This window comes from Neisseria sp. P0014.S002 (assembly GCF_051958295.1).
Lineage (GTDB): Bacteria > Pseudomonadota > Gammaproteobacteria > Burkholderiales > Neisseriaceae > Neisseria > Neisseria flavescens_B.
Genome location: NZ_JBQCVO010000006.1, coordinates 46,502 through 65,504, shown reverse-complemented (window position 1 = coordinate 65,504; position 19,003 = coordinate 46,502). Strand labels below are relative to the sequence as shown.

General features: G+C 48.9%; 19 protein-coding genes. 8 read left to right on the top strand and 11 right to left on the bottom strand.

What is annotated here, in order from left to right; genetic code table 11:
* Positions 1 to 38: 38 nt before the first annotated feature.
* Positions 39 to 1,091: a biotin synthase BioB gene (bioB, locus tag ACTHSX_RS07315; RefSeq protein WP_440377251.1), complete on the bottom strand. Its 1,053-nt coding sequence runs from the start codon at positions 1,089 to 1,091 to the stop codon at positions 39 to 41.
* Between the two features lie 217 nt (positions 1,092 to 1,308).
* On the opposite strand from bioB, the gene miaA reads away from it, so the two are divergent.
* From miaA to hpnC, 3 genes are read left to right on the top strand one after another with little or no spacing between them, the layout of a single operon-like run.
* Positions 1,309 to 2,250 carry a tRNA (adenosine(37)-N6)-dimethylallyltransferase MiaA gene (gene miaA, locus ACTHSX_RS07310; protein ID WP_440377250.1) on the top strand — a complete coding sequence of 314 codons (942 nt, stop codon included), beginning with the start codon at positions 1,309 to 1,311 and terminating at the stop codon, positions 2,248 to 2,250.
* 3 nt (positions 2,251 to 2,253) lie between these two features.
* Complete coding sequence (gene tadA / locus ACTHSX_RS07305; RefSeq protein ID WP_440377249.1) at positions 2,254 to 2,976, top strand: tRNA adenosine(34) deaminase TadA; 723 nt, start codon at positions 2,254 to 2,256, stop codon at positions 2,974 to 2,976.
* A 53-nt stretch (positions 2,977 to 3,029) separates the two neighbouring features.
* A complete protein-coding gene (hpnC, locus tag ACTHSX_RS07300; protein ID WP_440377248.1) occupies positions 3,030 to 3,845 on the top strand; it encodes a squalene synthase HpnC in 816 nt (271 codons plus the stop codon).
* A 49-nt stretch (positions 3,846 to 3,894) separates the two neighbouring features.
* Here the strand turns inward: hpnC and htpX are convergent, their stop codons facing one another.
* The 6 genes from htpX to surE form a co-directional block, all read right to left on the bottom strand.
* Positions 3,895 to 4,734: a protease HtpX gene (gene htpX / locus ACTHSX_RS07295; protein ID WP_003685563.1), complete on the bottom strand. Its 840-nt coding sequence runs from the start codon at positions 4,732 to 4,734 to the stop codon at positions 3,895 to 3,897.
* Positions 4,735 to 4,926: 192 nt separating this feature from the next.
* The gene (gene hemF / locus ACTHSX_RS07290) at positions 4,927 to 5,835 is read right to left on the bottom strand and encodes an oxygen-dependent coproporphyrinogen oxidase (protein WP_440377247.1); all 909 of its coding nucleotides are present in this window, start codon (positions 5,833 to 5,835) and stop codon (positions 4,927 to 4,929) included.
* A gap of 197 nt (positions 5,836 to 6,032) precedes the next feature.
* Complete coding sequence (locus ACTHSX_RS07285; RefSeq protein WP_049351701.1) at positions 6,033 to 6,566, bottom strand: C40 family peptidase; 534 nt, start codon at positions 6,564 to 6,566, stop codon at positions 6,033 to 6,035.
* 43 nt (positions 6,567 to 6,609) lie between these two features.
* Positions 6,610 to 8,133, bottom strand: coding sequence for a phospholipase D family protein (locus ACTHSX_RS07280; RefSeq protein WP_440377246.1), 1,524 nt, complete (start codon positions 8,131 to 8,133; stop codon positions 6,610 to 6,612).
* Positions 8,134 to 8,211: 78 nt separating this feature from the next.
* Entirely contained in the window at positions 8,212 to 9,123 is a 912-nt protein-coding gene (locus ACTHSX_RS07275; protein ID WP_070590917.1) for a peptidoglycan DD-metalloendopeptidase family protein, read from the bottom strand.
* Between the two features lie 93 nt (positions 9,124 to 9,216).
* Positions 9,217 to 9,972 (bottom strand): 5'/3'-nucleotidase SurE, encoded by a 756-nt coding sequence (surE, locus tag ACTHSX_RS07270; RefSeq protein WP_440377245.1) that lies wholly within the window; start codon positions 9,970 to 9,972, stop codon positions 9,217 to 9,219.
* Between the two features lie 98 nt (positions 9,973 to 10,070).
* Here surE and ACTHSX_RS07265 point away from each other — a divergent pair, with 98 nt between their 5' ends.
* The gene (locus ACTHSX_RS07265) at positions 10,071 to 10,409 is read left to right on the top strand and encodes a hypothetical protein (protein WP_004520298.1); all 339 of its coding nucleotides are present in this window, start codon (positions 10,071 to 10,073) and stop codon (positions 10,407 to 10,409) included.
* A 55-nt stretch (positions 10,410 to 10,464) separates the two neighbouring features.
* Here the strand turns inward: ACTHSX_RS07265 and ACTHSX_RS07260 are convergent, their stop codons facing one another.
* Together ACTHSX_RS07260 and ACTHSX_RS07255 are read right to left on the bottom strand one after the other, a co-directional pair.
* Positions 10,465 to 10,833: a rhodanese-like domain-containing protein gene (locus ACTHSX_RS07260; RefSeq protein WP_440377244.1), complete on the bottom strand. Its 369-nt coding sequence runs from the start codon at positions 10,831 to 10,833 to the stop codon at positions 10,465 to 10,467.
* A 112-nt stretch (positions 10,834 to 10,945) separates the two neighbouring features.
* Positions 10,946 to 11,281, bottom strand: a complete 336-nt coding sequence (locus tag ACTHSX_RS07255) for a carboxymuconolactone decarboxylase family protein (protein ID WP_440377243.1) — start codon at positions 11,279 to 11,281, stop codon at positions 10,946 to 10,948.
* Positions 11,282 to 11,409: 128 nt separating this feature from the next.
* On the opposite strand from ACTHSX_RS07255, the gene ACTHSX_RS07250 reads away from it, so the two are divergent.
* Positions 11,410 to 12,366: a cupin domain-containing protein gene (locus ACTHSX_RS07250; RefSeq protein WP_440377242.1), complete on the top strand. Its 957-nt coding sequence runs from the start codon at positions 11,410 to 11,412 to the stop codon at positions 12,364 to 12,366.
* 103 nt (positions 12,367 to 12,469) lie between these two features.
* Here ACTHSX_RS07250 and typA read toward each other — a convergent pair whose 3' ends face one another.
* Positions 12,470 to 14,281 carry a translational GTPase TypA gene (gene typA / locus ACTHSX_RS07245; RefSeq protein ID WP_070608909.1) on the bottom strand — a complete coding sequence of 604 codons (1,812 nt, stop codon included), beginning with the start codon at positions 14,279 to 14,281 and terminating at the stop codon, positions 12,470 to 12,472.
* Between the two features lie 419 nt (positions 14,282 to 14,700).
* On the opposite strand from typA, the gene bfr (ACTHSX_RS07240) reads away from it, so the two are divergent.
* Positions 14,701 to 15,165 (top strand): bacterioferritin, encoded by a 465-nt coding sequence (gene bfr, locus ACTHSX_RS07240; protein ID WP_019271294.1) that lies wholly within the window; start codon positions 14,701 to 14,703, stop codon positions 15,163 to 15,165.
* Between the two features lie 29 nt (positions 15,166 to 15,194).
* Positions 15,195 to 15,668 carry a bacterioferritin gene (gene bfr / locus ACTHSX_RS07235; protein WP_003680736.1) on the top strand — a complete coding sequence of 158 codons (474 nt, stop codon included), beginning with the start codon at positions 15,195 to 15,197 and terminating at the stop codon, positions 15,666 to 15,668.
* Between the two features lie 121 nt (positions 15,669 to 15,789).
* Here the strand turns inward: bfr (ACTHSX_RS07235) and ACTHSX_RS07230 are convergent, their stop codons facing one another.
* On the bottom strand, positions 15,790 to 16,905 hold the full coding sequence (locus tag ACTHSX_RS07230) for a methyltransferase (protein ID WP_440377241.1): 1,116 nt from the start codon (positions 16,903 to 16,905) through the stop codon (positions 15,790 to 15,792).
* A 226-nt stretch (positions 16,906 to 17,131) separates the two neighbouring features.
* Between ACTHSX_RS07230 and ACTHSX_RS07225 the strand changes: the two genes are divergently transcribed.
* Entirely contained in the window at positions 17,132 to 18,925 is a 1,794-nt protein-coding gene (locus ACTHSX_RS07225; protein ID WP_101755233.1) for a 2-isopropylmalate synthase, read from the top strand.
* The last annotated feature ends 78 nt before the right edge of the window (positions 18,926 to 19,003 follow it).

The window sequence follows — 19,003 nt, the reverse complement described above, 5'->3', positions numbered from 1 at the left end:
CGTCTGAAAAAGTTTCAGACAGCCTTTGTTGATGGCGGTTAATAGTCGACTTTGATTTTAGGCGTTTCCTGCGCGGCTTTGTATTCTTCTTCCAATTCAAAGCGCAGCGGATACAGATTCAATTTTTCCATCAGCAGGCGGTCGCCGTCTTCGTCCGGATTGCCCGTAGTCAGCAGCTTGTCGCCGTAGAAAATCGAGTTTGCGCCAGCCATGAAACACATGGCCTGCATGGATTCGGGCATATTGCTGCGCCCTGCGGACAGGCGGACGTAGCTGTGCGGCATAGTAATCCGTGCCACAGCGATGGTGCGGACAAATTCCGTCCAGTCCAAATCTTCGGCATCGGCCAGCGGCGTGCCTTCTACTTTAACCAACTGGTTGATCGGCACACTTTCAGGCTGCGGGTCGAGGTTGGCAAGGCTGGCAATCAGGCCTGCGCGTTCGGCGCGGGTTTCGTTCATGCCGACAATACCGCCGCAGCAGACTTTCAAACCGGCATTGCGGACTTTGCCCAAAGTATCCATGCGGTCTTCGTGTTTTCGCGTGTGAATGATGTCGTTGTAGCGTTCGGGGTCGGTGTCGAGGTTGTGGTTGTAGTAGTCCAGGCCGGCTTTTTTGAAGTCTTCAGCCATGCCGTCCTCGAGCATGCCGAAGGTGCCGCACACTTCCATGCCCAAGCTTTTCACCGCGCTGATGATTTCGGAAACGACAGCCACGTCTTTGGGTTTGGGGCCGCGCCATGCTGCGCCCATGCAGAAACGGCTGGCACCGCGAGATTGGGCAATTTTGGCTTTTTCGACGATTTCGTCCACGTCCATCATCTGCTCTTTGCCCAGATTGGTGTTGTGGTGTGCCGATTGCGGGCAGTAGGCGCAGTCTTCGGGACAACCGCCGGTTTTGATGGAGAGCAGGGTGGAGAGTTGGATTTCACGCGGGTTGAAGTTTTGGCGGTGGATTTCGGCGGCTTGGAAAATAAGGTCGAGGAAAGGCAGTCCAAACAAGGCCTCGACATCGCATTTTTTCCAATAACGCGCAGTCGGATGCGGCTTGCGCTCGGTTTGACGGCGCAAGGCTACGGGAGATACGGTCATAGTGTGTTCTTTCGTGTTTACAGCGACGCAGTGTCACTGACGGCTTGACTGTCGGCGCAATGACGGCAGCAGCAGGTTTGAAATCAATATAAAAGGCCGTCTGAAACGGCGCAGCAAGTGTAACGCTTTTGATAATGTAGAGCAAATGTTTCAGACGGCCTGAAATATGGTTTGCCCGGGTTTGCTATAATCGCATTTTTAATTTTTCCGTTTTCTTATGAACGCGCCCAAAGCTTTCGCCGTACTCGGCCCGACCGCCGGCGGTAAAACCGCACTGGCCTTAAATATTGCCCAATCGTTGCCGGTGGAAATCATCAGTTTGGATTCCGCGCTGGTGTATCGCGGCATGGACATCGGTACGGCCAAGCCGACTGCCGAAGAGCTTGCCGTCGTACCGCATCATTTGATTGATATTATCTCGCCGCTGGAAAGTTACAGCGCGGCGGATTTTGTCGGCGATTGCGTGTGCTTGGTGAACGAAATACATGCGCGCGGTCGCTATCCATTGATTGTCGGCGGTACGATGATGTATTTCCACGCGCTGACGGAAGGTTTGAACGATTTACCCTGTGCGGATACGGCAGTGCGCGCACAACTTCAGGCAGAAAAAAACGAACACGGTCTGGCAGGCCTGTATCGCCGTTTGCAGGAAGTTGACCCGATTACGGCAGGCCGTCTGAAAGCCAATGACAGCCAGCGTATTGAACGCGCTTTGGAAGTCTATCTTTTGACCTGCAAGCCTTTGAGCGAACATTTCACAGAGCAGAAGCAGGTCGCGCATTTATTGGATTTATGCACGGTTGCCCTGATTCCCGAAGACCGCCATTTGTTACACCAGCAAATCGAAAAACGCTTTTTAAATATGCTGGAACACGGTTTCCTCGATGAAATGCACGCTTTACGTCGCGATTATCCGCAACTGCATGCCGATATGCCGTCTATGCGCTGCGTGGGCTACCGTCAGGCTTGGGATTATCTCGAAGGTGAAACCGATTATGACACCTTTGTCGAAAAAGGCATTGTCGCCACACGCCAGCTTGCAAAACGCCAGTTGACCTGGTTGCGAAAAATTCCTTTGGCGCACACGTTAGATCCTTACGCAGACAGCGATTATGTTCAGACGGCCTTAGCCTTGGCGCGTCAGCATTTTCAGGAATAATCCATGCTGACCACGCCACCACTTGCGCCTAAAACATTGGCCGCGCTAAAAGAATTGGATATTTGTAAACTGGAAGATTTACAGGAAATCGGCGCAGTCCGCGCATTTCTATTGCTGAAAGCGTCGGGTTTGACCGTAACCAAAAGCACCTTGTGGCAATTGGCTGCGCTGGTTTCAGGTGTGGATGTCCGGCATATTTCCGAGGAGAGAAAGACGGAACTGGGCAAGGCTTTGAAAAACCATCCGCCTGTTGCCGTTTTCCCTTCTCAAAACGATATGGAAGCCTTTATGCGGCTGGCGATAGAACAGGCCAGACAATCGGCAGCATTGGGCGAAGTGCCCGTTGGCGCAGTCATCGTATATCAAGGCAAGGCAATCGCAGCGGCACACAATACCTGCATTGGCGACCACAATGTCAGCCACCACGCCGAAATCAACGCGCTTGCTGCGGCTGGCAAAGCCTTGCAAAACTATCGTTTGGAAGACTGCGACGTGTACATCACATTAGAGCCTTGCTCCATGTGCGCATCTGCCTTGATACAGGCGCGGGTCGGGCGCGTGATTTATGGTGCGGCCGAAGCCAAAACCGGCGCGGCAGGCAGCGTGGTTGATTTGTTTGCCGACAAACGTCTGAACAAGCATACCGCAATTTTGGGCGGCATATTGGCAGAAGAATGCCAAAGCGTATTGCAGGATTTCTTTGCGGCCAAACGTAAGGCCGTCTGAATTTCAGACGGCCTGTCAGCAAAAACATTTTATTTTAAATTTTCGGATTTCCCATGTCAGTCAATCATTACGAAAACTTCCCTGTCGGCTCCATTGTGCTGCCGCGCCGTTTGCGCAAGCCGGTTCACGCCGTTTACGCTTTTGCACGGACGGCGGACGATATTGCCGACGAAGGCAATGCCGAATCAGCCGAACGCCTGCGCCAACTAGACGAACTGAAGGCAGAGTTAGACCGCATTGCACAAGGCGGGAAACCGCAAACGGCATTGATGCAGCGTTTGCATAACGAAGCGATTGAGCCGTTTCAATTGCCGTTGCAGTCGTTTTATGATTTGCTGGCGGCGTTCAGCCAGGATGTGGTCAAAACCCGTTATGAAAACTTTGGCGAATTGATTGCCTATTGCCGCTTGTCCGCCAATCCGGTGGGGCGCATTATGCTGCATTTGTACGGGCAAACCGATGAAGTGAGCATGGCGCAAAGCGACGGCATTTGCACTGCCTTACAGTTGATTAATTTCTGGCAGGACGTGGCGGTAGATTGTCAGAAAGGGCGCGTGTACATCCCTCAGGAAGATTTGCAGAAGTTCAAAGTCAGCGAAGGGCAGATTGCGGCCGGCAAAGCCGACTTTGCTTTTCAACGATTGATGGCGTACGAGTGTCAACGTGCCTTTCAAATGCTGAAGGCAGGCTCGCCGTTGGGCAAAACCCTCAAAGGGCGAATCGGTTTTGAGCTGCGCATGATTATTATCGGCGGCCAGTTGATTTTGCAGAAGCTGGACGGTTGCAAATATGACGTGTTTAACCAGCGCCCGCTGTTGGATAAGAAAGACTGGATGATTATCATCAAACGGGCTTTGATGAAGAAATAAAAAAAGGCCGTCTGAAATGGATGTTTCAGACGGCCTTGATGTTTTTCGATTAGCGGTTTTTCAAACGGTTGATGCGGTTGTCCAAAGAAGGATGGGTGCTGAACCAAGAGTCTTTGGCTTCGCTGGCAATGCCCATTGCGGTCATGGTTTGCGGCAGATCGCTGGTGCTGCCTTTTAAGCGTTGCAGGGCGGCAATCATTTTCGGCGCGCCCACCAGTTTTGCAGCGCCCGCATCGGCGCGGTATTCGCGTTGGCGGCTGAACCACATCACGATGATGCTGGCGAGGAAGCCGAATACGATCTGCAATACCATGCTGACCATGAAATATGTACCTTGCGAAGTGCTGCCGTCATTGTTGCGCGCCACCATGCTGGAAACGATACGCGCCAAGAAGACGACAAAAGTATTCACAATACCTTGAATAAGCGTCAGCGTTACCATATCGCCGTTGCCGACGTGCGCCATTTCATGCGCCAAAACAGCTTCGACTTCATCGCGGGTCATGTGGTCGAGCAGGCCAGTGCTGACGGCGACGAGCGAGCTGTTTTTGGTCGCGCCGGTTGCAAAGGCGTTAGGCTCGGGAGAGTCGTAAATGGCAACTTCCGGCGTTTTCAGATTCCATTGGCGGGCTTGTGCTTCAACAGTTGCCAACAGCCAAGCTTCTTCTTCGCTTTGAGGCTGGTCGATGACGACGGCGCCGACCGAATGTTTGGCAATGGTTTTCGACATCAGCAGGGAGACAATCGAGCCGCTGAAGCCGACGACTGCGGAATAAGCCAACAGGCTGCCGACTTGGTCGGTGCTGTTGATGCCCAAAATGGCCAAAATAACACGGATGACAACCAGAACTGCAATATTGGTTGCGATAAATAAGAAAATGCGTTTCACCGATTATTCCTTTTTAGTGTGGTTTGTGAGGTGATTTTTATATGGGCGCATTGTCTCAAAAACTCTATAGAGAGAAAACAGCGCAATAGGCAAAGGTATGCAAATTCAAAGCAATTGAAGCAAAGGCCGTCTGAAAAAGCAGTATTTATGATTAAAAACAGCTTTTTAGACGGCCTGTATTGCAAACGGATATTATTTTCCGAATTCTTTCAGCCAGTCTCGCGCTACCAAAAATTGATTTAATGCGGCTTCTGGAGAATCTTCTTCCGGCACGTATTGATACTCGAAGCGTACCAACGGCGGCATGGACATTAAAATGCTTTCCGTACGGCCGCCACTTTGCAGGCCGAACAGCGTGCCTCTGTCCCAAACCAAGTTAAATTCCACATAGCGTCCGCGACGGTAGAGTTGGAAATCGCGTTCACGTTCTCCATAAGGCGTGTTTTTGCGTTTTGCCACAATTGGCAGATACGCTGCGATATAGCCTTCCCCGACTGCCTTGATAAAATTCAAGCAGGTATCGAAATCCCAGCGGTTTAAATCGTCAAAAAACAGGCCGCCCACGCCGCGTGTTTCGTTACGGTGTTTTAAATAGAAATATTCGTCACACCATTGTTTGAATTCAGGATAAACCGATTCGCCAAATGGTGCGCATACGTCCTGAGCCACTGTGTGCCAATGCACGATATCTTCTTCAAAAGGATAAAACGGCGTCAAATCAAAGCCGCCGCCAAACCACCAAACCGGCTCGGCATTTTCAGGATAGACAATAAAAAAGCGCACATTGGCGTGGCTGGTCGGGACATAAGGATTTTTCGGATGAATGACCAGCGACACGCCCATGGCTTCAAATGCCACGCCCGCCAATTCCGGACGATGGGCAGTGGCAGAAGCCGGCATTTGGGTTCCCTTTACATGCGAAAAATTCACACCTGCCTGCTCGAATACTGCGCCGTTTTTCAATACGCGGGTTTCGCCGATGCCCAGTTTCCCAGTCCATGCTTCATGCACAAATTTGGCTTCGCCATCTTCTTGCTCCAGCGCGGCGCAGATTTGGTTTTGCAGGGTTTTGAGGAGGGTTAGAACGGATTCTGTGTGCATGATATATCCTTGATGGTTTCGTATTTGCAAAATGACAGGGCGGAAGATGATTTAAGCTTTTAAAACTGAGTGTTATCTTTCTATTGCTTTATTATGGGTAAATTTTTGCATGGGCTTATCTTGTAATCAAGCTTTACTCATCAGCAATAGATTGAAAGGTATCAATGATATTGCGATACCTTTCAGACGGCCTTGATTTATTCAGTAAAAAAGGTATGTGCGCCCAAATAGTTTTTGGCGTAGAACGGAGTGGAAAGTTTTTCGGTTTTGATGGTTTTGCCGCTGCTGGGGGCGTGGATAAATTCGCCGTTGCCGATGTAGAGGCCGACATGGGAGTATTTGTGTGCGCCGCCGGTATTGAAAAAGACAAGATCGCCGGCTTTTAATTTGCCGTCGGGAATTTTTCGGCTGGCTGCGGCCATATCGCGCGCGGTGCGTGGCAGATTGACGTTGAGGGCGTTTTTATAGACGTATTGGATCATGCCGCTGCAGTCAAAGCCTGTGGCTGTGGTGCTGCCGCCCCATTTGTAGGGTGTGCCGATCAGGCCTAGGCTGTGAAGCATCAATTCCTGCGAACCTTGGGTGTGGTCGATATGGGAAATACGGACAGGTTGGACTGTTCTGGCGGTTGTTTGCGGCTTGTGGGATTTATGCTTGCCAGTGGTGCCGCAGGAGGCCAACAATAGGCCGGTGGTACAAACAAATAGGGTTTTGCAGATGAGTCGAGACATGGTGAATTCCTCCGGCCGCATGATTTTTGTTTTCAGACGGCCTCTATAATAATCCTTCTATGGGCAGAATGGACAGGATTTTTGAAGTCATCCGTTTCCAGAACTTGGCTTCGGGCTCGTGTGCGTAAGTTCGTTTTTCGCTTGGGTCATACCAGTATAGTTTGTTGTAATTGCCAAGCGTTACCTGATAGGCGTAGCTTGGGGTGGTCGTAACAAGGGTACGCTGCATTTGGCCTGCGATTTCGGGGCTTTCGATGACGACGCCCATTTCGGTATTGAGGCGTGCGGAACGTGGGTCGAGGTTGAATGAGCCGATGAAAATGCGTTTCTCGTCCACGATGAATGTTTTGGCATGCAAGCTGGTGGCGGAGCTACCGGTCAAGCCGCGGTCTTTGGAGGTCGGAACGGCGTGGTTTGGCTGGAGCTCGTAAAGTTTGACTCCTGCTTTAAGCAAGGGCTTGCGGTATTTGACGTAGCCGGAATGGACGGCGGCAACGTCGGTCGCTTGGAGGGAATTGGTCAGGACGGTAACATCCACGCCGTTGTGAATCAGCTTTTCTATGGCCTTAACGCCTGATTTTGTGGGTACGAAATAAGGGGAGACAAGATAAACGCTTTTCTCAGGTTGCTTGAGGGCGTCTTGCAGGCGTTCGGAAATAGGCGGTTTGTGTCGGTCGCGGTCTAAGCCTTTGGCCGGGTCATCGCTGATCAGGCGTGTGCTGACGCTTTGCCACTCCATAAGGTTGCTCTGCATTTTTTGATAGAGGTTGGAGTGTTCGATGCTTTGACGGTAACGGATGAGCGTTTGGTTTTTATCTTGGTCGGTGTAATTGAGTTCTGCCAATCCTTTTTGCAGGTTTCCCCGTTTGATGATGCTGGTCGCGTTGTAGGCGGAATGGCTTGCCCAATAGCGGTCGAAGTCTTGGGAAACTTCGGTTACGACGCGGCCTGTGGCGAGGATATCGAGGTCAGCAAAGATAGTATCGTCGTTAACCTTAAAATATTCGTCGCCGATATTGCGTCCGCCCAAAATGGTGGCACGGTTGTCGGCGGTAAACGATTTGTTGTGCATTCGGCGGTTAAGCCGCGGAAAGTCGGCAACGTAGCCGAGTGCACGCCATTTTCTGAAAATAAAGGGATTAAATAGACGGACTTCGATATTGGGATGATTGTCGAGTGCCAGCAGGAGATCATCCATGCCGTTGGTGTTGTTGTCGTCCAGAAGCAAACGCACACGGACGCCGCGTTCTGCCGCGCGATGAATCAGGTTGAACAGAAGCTTGCCAGAGATGTCGTTGTGCCAGATATAGTATTGCAAATCAAGGGTATGGTCGGCGGATTCAATCAGGGCGGCACGGGCGACAAAGGCTTCATGAGCATCGTTCAGCAGATAGATATGGGAAACATCAGTCTTGGAGGATGTAGAAGGAATGCTTAATGCGCTGTCCAGCCGCGGCGTTGCAGGTATGTCAAGATAACTGCTTTGGGTGCGTTCGTCCAATGAAGGCAAAAACGCGGCGCAACCGCCCAATAGCAGGGTATAAAGAAAGGGAAGATGAAATTTCATGGGGAACCGGTACAAACAATCCCTACCTAAATGACATTTAGGCAGGGATTGAATTGAAATTAGGTTGCTTGAATCAGCTTAGAAGGCAACATAATTTGCCGGATTGACCGGTTTGCCGTTTTGACGGATCTCAAAGTGCAACTGGGTACGAGATGCATCGGTATTACCCATGTGCGCAATGGTTTGACCGCGTTTAACGGTTTGGTTTTCATTAACCAGCAGGCGTTGGTTGTGGCCGTATGCGCTCAAGAATGAAGAGTTGTGTTGGATGATGACCAAGTTGCCGTAACCGCGCAAGCCTGAGCCTGCGTAAACGACTTTACCGTCTGCCGCTGCAACAACAGGCTGGCCTTGCGTACCGGCGATATCCACACCTTTGTTGCTGCCGCCGAAGTTGGCGATAACGTTACCGGTAGTCGGACGCTGCCATGTGATGCCGCTGACGTTGCGGCTGCTGCCGGTAGATACGGTTGGTGTATTAGCAGGAGTGCTTGGAGCCGGAGCAGTGGTTGTAGTTGTTGGAGTAGAAGGTTTACTTGCAGAAGCTGCAGGTGCAACGTAGCCTTCAGGTTTCACGCGCAGGGTTTGACCAATGCTGATGGTGTTGTCGGCCAGGTTATTCCATGCACGCAGATTGTCTTGGGTAATGTTGTAGCGTTTGGAGATGTTGTAAACGGTATCACCACGAACAACAGTATGTGTCGCTGCATTAATATCAACAGGCGCATAAGAAGGCGTGTAAGTGCCGGTGCTGCCGCTGTTGTACGTTGGAGCAGGTGTACTTGCCGGCGGAGTGTATGGAGCATCTGCCACTGGGCTGGTGTTGGTATTGTAAGGCGCTGCACCGTAAGGATTGTCAGCGGTAGAGCTTGTTGTTGAACCACCGCTTTGTGTGCCGACGACTACAGGAGCTGGTTGTTGGCTGGCACAGGCTGCAAGTAATAAAACCAAAGCTGCCGATCCGGCATAAGATACACTTTTTTTCAACATGTTAATGACTTTCGTATTCGGGTAATTGTTCTCGTCGAGGCATATCATAATAAAAATATGCTTGTTTCTCAAGTGTTCGGCTGTTAGGGACTGTTAAGGCGCAGGGATTTCTGACCAAAAGGAAGCGGTTTGCTCCATTTGTCCGTAGGCAGTCAAATCGACTTGCAGGGGGGTAATCGTGATAAAGCCGGACGCGCATTCGCCAAAGTCGGTACCTTCTTCGCTGTCGGAAACATCGCCGACCGGCCCAATCCAATAAATTTGTTCGCCACGTGGATTATACATGGGAACAATGCTTTGTTCATGATGACGACGCCCGAGCCGTGTAATTTTTATGCCTTGGATATCTTCAGGTGCGACGGCCGGGATATTGATGTTCCATAAGATGGGTTCGGAAATAGGGCGTTTGAGAAAATAGGAAAGCAGTATCCAAGCGGCTTTTTCCGCGGTTTCCCAATAACGGCCGCTGGAGTCTGCAAGCGAGAAAGCAATGGCGGGAATGCCCATCAGGTAGGCTTCCGTCGCGACGGCAACCGTACCAGAATAAAGCGTATCGTCACCCATGTTTGCGCCGTTGTTAATGCCGGACAAGACTAAGTCGGGTTTGAAGTCGGCAAGGGCATGCTGGCCGACATGAATGCAGTCGGTCGGGGTACCGTTAACATAGTAAAACCCGTTTTCCGCCTGTTTCAGTTGTAAAGGACGGTCTAAAGTCAGGGAATTGCTGACGCCGCTGCGATCGCGTTCGGGCGCAACCACCCTGACATTGGCAAATTCTGCGCATACTCTTGCCAAAATTGCCAAACCGGGCGCAAGATAACCATCGTCGTTTGAGATTAATATGTTCATGTGACAATATTGTGTCCATCAGTAAGATGGGCGGTATTGTACTGGTTTGCTTGAGCGATTGTCCACGAATCGGCAACGTTTGGGCGGAAAGGATAATAATGAAACATTATGAGTTAGACCCCAAAGCTTTATTGGGCGGCGTGATTGCTTCAGACGGCAATCAGGAGATTGTTCAGCTTTCACTGCAGAAAAATAACGAAATTCCGGCCTATGAGGCGGATGCGATTATTTTGCTTTTGGTTTTAAACGGCAAAGCCGAAATCAAAACTGTGGACGAAGTTTTGCAAACCGAAGGCTTACAAGTTATCCGTCTTGAACCGATGGAAGCACACAGCATTCGCGCGTTGGCTGATAACACCAATATTTTGGTTATCAAACAATTAATTCACGAAACCGGTCTCAGCAAACGTTTGAGATTTGGAAGTTGCTGCCTGTAATGGCAAAAAAGGCCGTCTGAAAAGTTTCAGACGGCCTTTTTAAAATCAGCTAGATTTATTTCAAACCTTTTTTCACCAAGTCTTCATAACCGCCATGGTTGGTTACGTTGGTGTAGCCGGCTTTTTTCAGCTCAGTCAGCGCGGCTTCTGCACGGCGGCCGCTGCGGCAGTAGAGGTTTACCGGCGCATTTTTATCCGGGCTGACAGATTTGATGCGGTCAACGATTTGGTTATGCGGAATATTGAGCGCACCTTGTAAATGGCCTTCTTTAAATTCTTCGGCAGAGCGGACATCAATCCAAACGCCTTTTGCTTTTGCAGGCTGTGCCACGCTTTTTTCAACTTTAGGCAAAGAGGCTGCAGAAGCGGCCAAAGGAGTGGCAACAGCGGCGACAAAAAGTACGGCGGTCAGCAGTTTCTTCATGGTTCAATCTCCTATTAGACAGAAAATAATATGATAACTTTATCAGTTTAGCATTTCATCAGGCCGTCTGAAAGGGGAGTCGTCTTTCAGACGGCCTGATTTTACAAACCGATTAGCGTTGGGTTTCTACTGCTTCCAAAGCGCGCAAAGCGTATGTATAAGCGGCACCTGCATTCAGGGCGATAGCGGTGGCTAATGCGCCGGCGATTTCGCTTTCGGTTGCACCCGCTTTAGCTGCAGCGGCGGCATGCACGCTGATGCAGCTTTCGCAACGTGTGGTAATGGCAACGGCAATGGCGATTAGTTCGCGTGTTTTGGCATCCAGTGCTTCGGCAGCGGCTGCTTGATCCAGTGCGACGTAGGCTTGCAGCATTTTAGGATGGTTTTTACCCAGTTCACCGAATGATTTTTTTACCAAGGCGGTATGTTCAGGCCAGTCTTTAAACATGATATGTCCTTTCTTAATGTGAGTGGATAAGATAAAAAAACCTATCCGTTTGTGTTTGTTGTGTGTATTATTGCAATAATTTGAAGATTTAAATCGTCAAAACATCTCATTTATTGGTAAAAAACACTATGGATATTTTGGATAGGCTGGTCGAATTGGCGCAGGTAAAAGGCAGCGTGGATGTTCAATGTCTGTTTCAGGGGGAATGGTATGTGCGGCATGAACCAAAGCGTGCGCATGGTTTGGTGCATATCGTAACTGCCGGTTCGGGTTATATCCGAATTGATGGGGAGCAAGAGGCCAGGCTGCTGAGTGCAGGGGATGTCATTTTTTTCCCGCGTAGCGTAGGCCATACTTTGAGTAGCGACAGCAGTTGTGAAAATCTCGGCGTCAACGTGCTGACGAGTGAAAAAGGCGCATTTAAAGTCAAGCAGAGTCATGCAGGAGGCGATGCGGCTTTGCATCTTTTCTGCGCGCGGTTTGAATATGAAGCGCAGGCGGATATTATGGCAGGGCTGCCTGATACGGTTTTACTGAATATCAACCATCCTTCTTTGCAGTATTTGGTGGCATTGTTGCAGTATGAGAGCGGTCAGGCTTTGTCTGGCTCGGTAGCGGTTGTGAACGCATTGGCTTCGGTATTGTTGGTATTTCTACTTCGAGCCAGCCTGGAGAAAAATGGGGAAGCGCAATTAAGCGGTTTGTTGAATGGTTGGCAAGACAAACGCCTGCGGAATTTGCTTCAGGCAGTAGTGGATAAGCCGGAAGAGGAATGGAATATCGAGAAAATGACCGCGATTGCCAACTTATCTCGCGCCCAGTTGATGCGGGTATTTAAGCAGCAGACGGGAACAAGCCCGCACGCCTTTGTAAACAGTATCCGCTTGCAGCAGGGGGCATTATTGTTGAAACAGACGGCGGATTCGGTTTTATCGGTTGCGCTCTCGGTGGGTTTTCAATCGGAAACGCATTTTGGTAAGGCATTTAAAAAGCAATATGGGATATCGCCAGGGCAATATCGAAAAAATGATCGCGCTGATGAAGCGGCAGTACAAGCGGAAGAAATACCGATTTACTTTATTTGAACAGATAATAAAAGGCCGTCTGAAAGTGTGAAAATGAAATCTAGGATTTCTAAAACACTTTTCAGACGGCCTTAATTTTAAAACGTATCAATCAAAAACAGAATTAGTCCAGTTTTTTGAAATGACGGCGACGTTCCAATTCGCTCAGGTAGCGTTTACGCAGGCGGATGGATTGTGGCGTAATTTCAACCAGTTCGTCATCGTCGATGAACTCAACTGCACCTTCCAAAGTCAATTTGATCGGCGTAGTCAGGCGTACGGCTTCATCTGTACCGCTGGCACGGACGTTGGTCAGTTTTTTACCTTTCAGAGGGTTTACCACCAAGTCGTTGTCACGGCTGTGGATACCGATAATCATACCTTCGTAGACTTTGTCGTTTGGAGAAACGAACATACGGCCGCGGTCTTCCAAGTTCCACAGGGCGTAAGCAACGGCTTCACCTTGCTCTTGAGAAACCAGTACGCCGTTGTGACGGCCGGGCATATCAGGTTTAACCGGAGCATAGTCGTCAAAAACGTGGCTCATCAAGCCGGTGCCGCGGGTCAAAGTCAGGAATTCGCCTTGGAAACCGATCAGACCGCGTGCAGGAATGTGGTATTCCAGACGGGTACGGCCATTACCGTCGCTTTCCATATTGGTCAATTCGCCACGGCGACGGCCAAGCTCTTCCATAACGGCACCTTGGTTGTCATCAGGTACGTCCACGGTCAGGTTTTCGTAAGGCTCGCATTTTTGACCGTTGATTTCACGGAATACCACGCGCGGTTTACCGACTGCCAATTCAAAGCCTTCACGGCGCATGTTTTCCAACAAAATGGTCAGGTGCAATTCGCCACGGCCGGAAACGCGGAATACATCAGCGTCGGCAGTATCTTCAACACGCAGGGCAACGTTGGTCAGCAATTCTTTTTGCAGGCGGTCGCGGATTTGGCGAGAAGTTACGAATTTGCCTTCAGTACCGGCCAAAGGAGAAGTATTGACCATAAAGTCCATGGTCAGGGTAGGCTCGTCCACGCTCAACATAGGCAAGCCTTTAGGATTGTCTTTGTCGGTAATGGTTACGCCGATACCGATGTCTTCGATACCGGAAATAATCACGATGTCGCCGGCTTCAGCTTCTTCCAAAGGTACGCGTTCCAAGCCTTGGAAACCCAAAAGTTGGTTGATACGGCCTTGTGCAACTTGTTCTTCATGATTCATAACGGCAACGACTTGGCCGGGTTTGATGCGGCCGTTCAGGATGCGACCGATACCGAGGCGGCCGGTGTAGTTGTCGTAGTCCAGTTGGGAAATTTGAAGTTGCAGTGTTGCATCTGCGTTGCCGCTTGGAGGAGGCGTGTGTTTCAAAATGGTCTCGAACAGAGGGCGCATGTCGCTGCTCTCGTCGTTTTCATCCAATTTGGCAAAGCCGGACAGGCCGGAAGCATAGACGATAGGGAAGTCCAATTGTTCGTCGGTTGCTCCCAAGTTGTCGAACAATTCGAATGTTTGGTCGATAACCCAGCTTGGACGGGCAGACGGTTTGTCGATTTTGTTGATGACAACGATAGGTTTCAGACCCAAAGCCAAGGCTTTTTTGGTCACGAAACGGGTTTGCGGCATAGGGCCTTCTTGTGCGTCAACCAACAGTACGACGCAGTCAACCATGCCCAATACACGTTCCACTTCGCCACCAAAATCGGCGTGTCCCGGGGTATCTACGATGTTGATGTGGTAGCCTTCGTATTCAATGGCGGTATTTTTAGCGAGAATGGTAATGCCGCGCTCTTTTTCAAGATCGTTGCTGTCCATTACGCGCTCTTCTACTTGCTGGTTGGAACGGAATGTACCGGACTGACGCAGCAATTGGTCAACTAATGTGGTTTTGCCATGGTCGACGTGGGCGATGATGGCAATATTGCGGATTTGTTTCATGATGATTTATGTGTTTCAGCTAGGTGCTTAAAAAAGATAACTGGTAATTATAGCACGATTCTTAAGTGTTGACGGAGTAGAAGATTCAAAAAAAAATGAGGCAAAAGCAGTTGAGAATAATTCATAATTAAATTTGATTGATTTTGTTGGATTATTTGCTTTTATTTATGGTTAACGAATGTAAATGTTTTTGAATGATGCAATGGATTCTTAATACTAATGTCAAAAAAATGTTATTAAAAACAGTGGATTAATTTTTCAGACGGCCTTTTAGGCGGGTTAATTTTTTTGATAATTGTTTGTATTTTAAATAGAAAATTTGTCAAAAGTGCTGCTTGTGCATACAATTACATCATTCCACAACAACACACGAATCTTTATTTCGTGATCGTCAACTTTTAAAAGAAAGAGAAAGAATTATGCAAGGCAACCAAGCAGTTATTGATTACATGAACGAATTATTGTCTGGCGAGTTGGCTGCTCGCGACCAATATTTTATCCACTCTCGCCTGTACTCTGAATGGGGTTACACCAAACTGTTCGAACGTTTGAACCACGAGATGGAAGAAGAAACCACTCACGCCGAAGACTTCATCCGTCGTATCCTGATGTTGGGCGGTACTCCTAAAATGACCCGTGCCGAACTGAATATCGGTACCGACGTGGTTTCCTGCCTGAAAGCGGACTTGAACACCGAATACGAAGTACGCGATGCGTTGAAAAAAGGCATCAAACTGTGCGAAGAAGCACAAGACTACGTTACCCGTGATTTGATGATTGCTCAGTTGAAAGACACTGAAGAAGATCACGCTCACTGGTTGGAACAACAACTGCGTCTGATCGAATTGGTCGGCGAAGGCAACTACTACCAAAGCCAACTGTAATTTAGCGTATAACGTATAAGGAGCTGAATATGAAAGGCGATCGCTTAGTTATTCGCGAGCTGAACAAAAACTTAGGTTTGTTGCTGATTACCATTAACCAATACTTCCTGCATGCCCGTATTTTGAAAAACTGGGGCTTTGAAGAATTGGGCGAACATTTCTTCAAACAGTCCATCCGTGAAATGAAATCCGCAGACGATTTGATCGAGCGTATTTTGTTCTTGGAAGGCCTGCCTAATCTGCAAGAATTGGGTAAACTGTTGATCGGTGAATCAACCGAAGAAATCATTGCCTGCGATCTGAAAAAAGAGTATGAAAAACATGATGCTCTGGTTGCAGCAATCGCTCTTGCAGAAGAGCAACAAGACTACGTCAGCCGTGATTTGTTGGAAAAACAAAAAGACATCAACGAAGAACACATCGACTGGCTTGAAACTCAGCAGGAATTGATTGGCAAAGTTGGTTTGCCAAACTACCTGCAAACAGCGGCGCAAGAGGACTAAAACACAAACTACTGCCAAATATAGCAGTCCCTGCTCCCATCAACGGCATATCTTTACGGATATGCCGTTTTCTTTTATGGAAATGCTTAAAGGCCGTCTGAATGTTCAGACGGCCTTGATTTTATATCGCTTTCAAACGGTATAGATAAGTAGTTTCCTTGTTTCTGGCAAACGCCAAAGGATCGGATTCATCTATTGCTTTTTTGTGTTGCGGTTTGGTTTTCAAAATATCGACTGCATTGAGCGAGGCCGTCTGAAAGCATTGTTGTAAAAAGTCTTTATCGCGCAAATGCAAGTGTTCTGCTAGATCTGAAATAATCAACCAGGCTTCGCCGTTTGGATTTAAGTGCTTGCGTACGCCGTTGAGGAACGCAGTCAGCATGGCATGATTGGGGTCGTAAAGTGCGGTCTCAATAGCGGAGGTTGGTTTTGCCGGTAACCAAGGCGGATTGCAGACGATAAGATCGGCGCAACTTTCAGGAAATAAATCAATCGATTGGATGTTGACGGCTTTATTCAAGCCTAGACGTTCAAGGTTTGCTGTGGCGCAGGTAATTGCTTTGGGGTTGGTGTCTGTGGCAATGATGTCGGGTATGCCTCGTTTGGCCAAAATTGCGGCAATCACGCCTGAGCCGGTGCCGATGTCAAAGGCCGTCTGAATATTGGGAGTGAGTGGCGCTTGGGCGATTAAATCCAAATATTCGCCACGCAGTGGAGAGAATACGCCGAAAGGAACATGGATTTTTCCATCAAGCTGAGGAATGTCTATGCCTTTTTTGTGCCACTCGTGTGCACCGATAAAGCCCAGTAATTGATTCAGCGGTAAGAGAAATGGTTTGTCGTTTGGTGTGTCGTAAACATCGTACAGGGCGGCGTAGATGTCGGGTGCGCGTGCATTATCCAGTTGAAAATTCGGTTGAATTTCAACGGCAAGCATATTGAGCAAACGGCTTTGCTGAGCCTGTTTCATACGGTGGGTGTGAAAGGCCGTCTGAATATCGGCAGGCGCATCTTTCTTTTTTTCAGACGGCCTGCGGATACGTTTTTTCATTGCGGCCAAGACTTGTTTGGCATTGTGAAAATCGCCAGTCCAAACAGTTGCAGTTTGCGCGTGGGCATTTTTTAGAATTTCTGTTGCACCTGCTTCTTGGATGTAAACCGCTTGCTTGGGCGGCTTTTGTGTGCTTTCGTTGCGCCATTCGATGTCGGAGCGGTTGGTTGGGATGGTGTGGGGCATAATGTGATTCAAATCGGGGAAATAGGGGATTAGTTTACTATATTTAGGGTGTATTCGGTTTGAGAGGAGCTTTTAATAGCCTAAATTAGACAAAATGTATAAAAATTTCTCAAGTTTTAAAATTTATGCCAATATTTTGATAAAAATAGATTGTCGTTTTGTCTAAAATGAGTATAATGCAAAACTAGAACACAATAATCTTAATCAGATTTGGACAAGGAACATCATGCAATTAGACATTGACCGTTTGGTTGCCTATTTTGGCGGCGTAAACGCGCTGGCCGAAGCCCTGAAACAGCACGACCCGGAAAATGCTGCGACCACAGCGGCTATCTACAAATGGCGTACACGCGGTTCCCTGCCTTTGGCTCAGTTGCAAAAACTGACCGCTTTGGCGGAAGCGCAAGGCAGACCGCTTGATTTGAATGCTTTTTTACAAAAAAACGAATCTCTGGAGAGAACAGAAATGACACAGACCAATCGTGTAATTATTTTTGACACTACCATGCGCGATGGCGAGCAGTCGCCCGGTGCATCCATGACCAAAGAGGAGAAAATCCGTATTGCCCGCCAGTTGGAAAAGATGGGTGTCGATGTGATTGAGGCAGGTTTTGCAGCAGCCAGTCCGGGCGATTTTGAATCGGTTAATGCGATTGCCAAAATCATTACCAAATCTACAGTTTGCTCATTGGCGCGTGCCGTTGAAAACGATGTTCGCAAAGCAGGCGAAGCTGTTTCCCCCGCTCCGAATAAACGTATTCACACTTTTATCGCTACCAGCCCGATCCACATGGAGCACAAACTGAAAATGAAGCCGCAGCAGGTCATCGATGCGGCGGTCAAAGCGGTGAAAATTGCCAAAGAATATACCGATGATGTGGAATTTTCTGCCGAAGACGCAGTGCGTTCGGATTTGGACTTCCTTGCCAAAATCTTTACGGCGGTTATCGAAGCGGGGGCGACTACTATCAACATTCCCGATACTGTCGGCTACTCCATCCCTTCCGTATGGTACGAGCGTATCAGCAACATCATCAAAAGCGTTCCCAATGGCGACAAAGTAGTTTGGTCGACCCACTGCCATAATGACTTGGGTATGGCGGTTGCTAACTCATTGGCTGCTGTTCAGGCAGGTGTGCGTCAGGTGGAATGTACCATCAACGGTTTGGGAGAACGCGCAGGCAATGCCAGCCTTGAAGAAATCGTGATGGCGTTGAAAGTGCGTCATGATTTGTTTGGCTTGGAAACCGGCATCGATACCACGCAAATCGTGCCGGTATCCAAACTGGTATCTACTATCACTGGCTATCCGATTCAGCCAAACAAAGCAGTAGTCGGCGCAAACGCCTTTGCGCACGAATCAGGCATCCACCAAGACGGCGTGTTGAAACACCCTGAAACCTATGAAATCATGACTGCCGAATCAGTCGGCTGGTCAACCAACCGCCTGACTTTGGGTAAACTCTCCGGCCGTAATGCTTTCAAAACCAAGCTGGCAGATTTGGGTATCGAATTGGAAAGTGAAGAGGCGTTGAACGCGGCATTTGCACGCTTCAAAGAGCTGGCGGATAAGAAACGCGAAATCTTTGATGAAGACCTGCACGCTTTGGTGTCTGACGAAATGGGCAATATGAATACCGAAAGCTACAAATTCATTTCCCAAAAAATCAGCACTGAAACCGGCGAAGAACCGCGCGCCGATATTGTGTTCAGTATTCGCGGTGAAGAAAAACACGCTTCCGCTAGCGGCTCAGGCCCTGTTGATGCCATCTTCAAAGCCATTGAAAGCGTAGCACAAAGTGGCGCAACCTTGCAGATTTACTCTGTCAATGCGGTAACTCAAGGTACAGAAAGCCAAGGCGAAACTTCCGTCCGCCTGCAACGTGGCGACCGTGTGGTCAACGGCCAAGGTGCGGATACCGACGTATTGGTGGCAACTGCCAAAGCCTATTTGTCTGCGCTGAGTAAATTGGAATTCGGCCAAGCCAAGCCAAAAGCGCAAGGCAGAGGCATGATTTGATTTGCGGCATGATTTAATTTTTTGAACAAGTAAAGGCCGTCTGAAATCGTAGTGATATGTTTCAGACGGCCTTTTTTA